The 3547-nt window shown below is 34.4% G+C and carries 5 protein-coding genes; 4 read left to right on the forward strand and 1 reads right to left on the reverse strand.

The features are described from left to right. Nucleotides 1-261 precede the first annotated feature (261 nt). The 4 genes from AC4PL9_RS13165 (at nt 262) to AC4PL9_RS13180 (ending at nt 2382) form a co-directional block, all read left to right on the forward strand. Complete coding sequence (locus tag AC4PL9_RS13165) at nt 262-657, forward strand: hypothetical protein (protein WP_491605210.1); 396 nt, start codon at nt 262-264, stop codon at nt 655-657. 456 nt (nt 658-1113) lie between these two features. Next, a complete protein-coding gene (locus AC4PL9_RS13170) occupies nt 1114-1407 on the forward strand; it encodes a hypothetical protein (protein WP_491605211.1) in 294 nt (97 codons plus the stop codon). A 180-nt stretch (nt 1408-1587) separates the two neighbouring features. Next, nucleotides 1588-2016: a GNAT family N-acetyltransferase gene (locus AC4PL9_RS13175; protein ID WP_491605212.1), complete on the forward strand. Its 429-nt coding sequence runs from the start codon at nt 1588-1590 to the stop codon at nt 2014-2016. A 63-nt stretch (nt 2017-2079) separates the two neighbouring features. Then, complete coding sequence (locus AC4PL9_RS13180; protein WP_491605213.1) at nt 2080-2382, forward strand: hypothetical protein; 303 nt, start codon at nt 2080-2082, stop codon at nt 2380-2382. A gap of 238 nt (nt 2383-2620) precedes the next feature. Here the strand turns inward: AC4PL9_RS13180 and AC4PL9_RS13185 are convergent. Further along, nucleotides 2621-3547 (reverse strand): hypothetical protein (locus AC4PL9_RS13185; RefSeq protein ID WP_491605214.1); only part of this gene is annotated, 927 nt, incomplete at its 5' end.

The raw sequence follows: 3547 nt of genomic DNA on the forward strand, positions 1-3547 counted from the left end.
AATTAATTAAAATAACTAGTAGAAGAAAGTTAAACTTATTATGTTGTCAAGTATACTGTTGATTATCGCCTTTATTTTTTATCTGGTAAATATTATTTTAGCGTTTATTTCCGCTCAAAAAAGAGAGGATGGAAAAGGAAAGAAAATTTTCTTTAAAAGAACCTTATTTGGACTTTTTATTTTTGTTGTATTTGGAATATTGTTAGCCATACTAGGGGCGACATGGTAGTGGTGAATTTGTTTTATGGGGATAGTGACTAGATGGTAATAAGAAAAATATACAAACGTTATTTTTTTGATTTTTGCTACGTTTATAGTAAGCTGCGAAAAGATAAAGACGAAGTAAATGCCGCTTACATAACGATTTCAAGAGTTCAGGCTATTTTTATTTGGAGTATAGTTGTTCTACATAAAGCCATCTATGAAAATGATAATACTAAAGTAATGATGGTGATTTTGGTAAGTAGTATGATCTTATCCCATTTGATTAACTATAAGTGGGTGAAAGAGTTTAAAAAATGGAAAGGAGAGTTACCTCCTGTCAAGAAACAAATCATTAAATGGAATAATTTATACCTAATTAGTGTGATTTTCAATACACTATTCATCATTTTGTCTTTTATGCTTTTGTATGTTAATCACCAAAATAGAACCTGATGTTTTCTTTTTATAAACGATACTTTTTCGATTTCTGCATAGTTTATAAGCACTTTTTTAACGATGAAAGTGAAGCCGGAATGGCTTTTTTTGCAATTGCGATGAAACAAACTGCAATTTTGTCAGGAATTGCTAATTCATTAATTGTATTTCTGAATTTAGGACAAGAATATTTTTGGATACCTATAACCGTACCTATACTATTTATCGTTATCCTGATAATCAATTTTAAGTGGGTTAAAGTTTTTGAGGAATGGAAGAAAGAATGGAAACGCAAGAAGGGAGATAGAATACGTATTACAAATTGGTTTATTATTTCGTTTATTTTTTGTGTTGGTTTTGCTAGCTATACGTTTCATTTATTGTCAAGTTACTGGTGATGTGAAATTAAGAAAGTACATAGAGAAATTAAATTATTGGGAAAGAATAATCCGGATCAAATTCATCCATCGGGGTGTGAAAGATTTAATACGAGAAAAAAATGTTCAGGAAAAATTTACCAAGGATATAACGGAGGGGACTACGGTGTACTTTTCAGATGAGTTCGCTGCTTGTTATGATTTACGAATTAAAGGGTTTGAAAGACCGGATACAATTGTTGTTCAGATGAACCTTCATTTGGGGCAAAGTGAGGAAATAAATGAAGATTTCCTTGAATTATCAGTTAGAACCTGGAGCAAGTTAGGATGGGAGGTCTGGTATCTGGATAATCAGCTAAAATGGATTGTTGTTGCCAATGAGAAGGGATGAAAAAAATATAGTCATAAGGATGTAGCTCAGTCAGGTAGGATTAATTTTGAGTTTATGCTAAGTCAGGTAAAGACAAAATAATGTCGGTAAGACGACTTTGCTTTTATTTCCAGAATTTTTATTTTGACACCAATTAGTTAAGAAAAAATTCGTTTACTAGTTATTCGAAATTAGCGCAACATGAAAAAAGTGACAATACATACGGACGTTCATAAGCTGAATATAGCGTTGATCCATGATTTCATTTCCCATTCCTATTGGGGAAAAGGACGAACCCTTGAGCAAACCAGGAAGTCCATAGCAAACTCACTGAATTTTGGTATTTATCTGGATGATGAGCAAATCGGTTATGCACGGGTGGTAACTGACTTTACAATTTTTGCCTACTTACTGGACGTATTTATTCTTGAACAGGAAAGAGGGAAGGGGTATTCCAAAAATCTGATGGAGTATATCATGACGTATCCGAAATTGCAAGACGTAAAAAGTTGGAAACTGGCTACGGCAGATGCGCATGGTTTATACGAAAAATATGGATTTGAGAGGGTGGAAGACCCCTGTAAAATAATGGAGCGAAACGAAAAGAGTATTTATTCCGATTCCGTATAACTAACTGATAGATCTGTTTTTATTGTTTTGTTTGCCGGATTCATATTTAATGTTTTAGAATCAATGAAACTACTTTTTATACTTTCCTTTTTATGCTGTTTGGCAGGGTTTTCCCAGCAAAAACCATCTGCTGATACCCTCTATGATATCCAGAAGAATGTGTTAATTCCGACACGAAGTGGAGTAGATTTATCGGCAATTATTGTTCGAAAAAAGGAAAATCACACACCGTTACCGGTGATATTGTTTTATACGACATATTATCAGGGAGAGGGAGATGCTTTCTTCGGGAAAAAATCAGCAGACCGTGAATATGTCGGAGTTGTTGTCTACGCGAGGGGAATTAAAACAGACCTGAATAACTAGGCTCCTTATGAACACGAAGGAACAGATATTTATGATGTTATTGACGGGATCAGTAAACAATCCTGATGCGATGGAAGAGTAGGTATGTGCAGGGGAGGCTATACCGGTTATTCCCAATGGGCAACGGTAAAAAGAGTACATACCGCTCTAAAAACAATTGTTCCGCAGGTAGCCGTAATGGTCTGCATGGACTACTAAGGAGCAAAAACTGTCTTCCCACTAGTTTTAGATAGCATACTTAATAAATTTGAATATTTACAGGTCGTATATATACAGGATAGTTATATATTTCTTCTCTTGATTGGGTTTCAATCAGATATTTTCCAGGGCGAATTTCCCGCATAGAGGGAACAGAGGGGAGAAAACGATTCTTTTTTGAGAATTCATGGACAATTTGTTTTGATATTTCAGAACCATCTGCTGAAACAATGGCGCATGCAAGTGTAAAGGGTTTCGAGATATTAAGTCCTTTTTGCGGAGTTGAAGCACTACTGGTTAGTATATCTTTATTTTCCAATGCATCCGGAAAAAAGAGATATAAATCATTTTGATATAAGAACCCCTTGGCACCAATGTCTTTGAATAAATTAAAACTCTTTGCAATCTTGTGTACTGCAGTCACTTCCAATTGTGGAGAAACACAAGCAACTACGGTGTTTCTTACTTGAGTATGGGTTATCTTTTTTGAAAGGGGATCATTACTCATCGGGTTGTACTGTTCAAAGACGACAAAATAGTTCCCTGATTCATTTTTTAAAACACTTGATAATTGAATGCCGTAAATTCCGGGCTTATTCTCTTTTTTATTGATCAGAGAATGGGTTATTTTATTGATACTTCCATAGATTCCTATTTCGGGTTCGAAAAATAGTCTGGGATCAAATTCATGTTCTACGAAAATAGGTTGAGTTGAATTCTCTACGTCCAGAATGATAAGTGAAAATTTTTGAAATAATTTTCTGGAATAATCTGCGCTTTCAATTTGTACAAAAGCGATCTCATCTGAGTTGGTTTGTACAAAGTCGACGATCCCATATCCTGGGAGAAGTCTGTCTCCATGATCAGAATAACCATGTTTGTTTACTTTTACATAGCCATAGGCATCAAATCCTTTTGACTTATCAGTTGCTTTGTTAATATAAGTAGCAATAATATTCTCATTAGT

Source organism: Wandonia sp., assembly GCF_984588085.1.